We start from the raw sequence: 859 nt of genomic DNA, 5'->3' as shown, positions 1-859 counted from the left end.
CCCGCCCCTGGTGGCGCGTCAGCCGGTCGGCGCGCTGCGGCGTACCCGGTGGGCGTCGCCGTCCGAGCCCACGTACTCGTGCCCGCGCATCGCGCACCAGGCGGGGATGTCCAGCAGCGCCGCCCGGTCGTCCGCGAGCACCGTCACCACGCCGCCCACCGGCACGTCGTCGATCACCTTCGCCAGTTCGATCACCGGTACCGGGCAGCGTCGGCCCAGGCAGTCGACGGTGAGTGAGCTGACGCCCTGCGCGCCGCCGTACGAGGCCTCGGCGGCCGGCACCCCGAGGCGGTCCCGCACCGACCTGACCGCCTCGGGCAGCACTCCCAGGAAGGCGGCCACGTCCTCCGAGGTCGTGCCGCGCGGCAGCGACACCCTGACGTTGCCCTCCGACAGCACACCCATCGCGCGCAGCACATGGCTGGGAGTGAGGGTGCTGGAGGTGCAGGACGAGCCGGACGAGACGGAGAACCCGGCCCGGTCCAAGGCGTGCAGCAGCGACTCGCCGTCGGCGTACAGACAGGAGAACGTCACCAGGTGCGGCAGCCGCTCGTCGGGATGCCCGACGACCTCGGTGTCCGGGACCAGGTGCGGCACGCGGGCCCGCACCAGCTCGACCAGTTTGTGCAGCCGTTCCGCCTCGGCGGCCGCCTCGGCCCGCACCGCCCGCAGCGCGGCCACCGCGGCCACGATCGCCGGCAGGTTCGCCGTGCCGGGCATCCATCCCGACTCCCGCTCGTCCAGGGGCGGCCGGGGAGCGAACCGCACGCCCTTGCGGACCGCCAGCAGCCCCACGCCGCCGGGCCCGCCCCACTTGTGCGCGCTCGCCGCGAGCAGGGACCAGGGCCCCTCCACCGGG

1 protein-coding gene is annotated in these 859 nt (G+C 75.4%); it reads right to left on the bottom strand.

The window, feature by feature from the left end; all coding sequences use genetic code 11:
* Nucleotides 1-18: 18 nt before the first annotated feature.
* Nucleotides 19-859, bottom strand: an 841-nt coding sequence (locus ACYVE9_RS28840) for an aminotransferase class V-fold PLP-dependent enzyme (RefSeq protein WP_461030828.1), incomplete at its 5' end; no start/stop codon positions are given.

The sequence above is a fragment of the Streptomyces sparsus genome (genome assembly GCF_054776295.1).
Note: the sequence above shows the minus strand (reverse complement) of the source record. Positions and strands in the feature narration are given on the sequence as shown.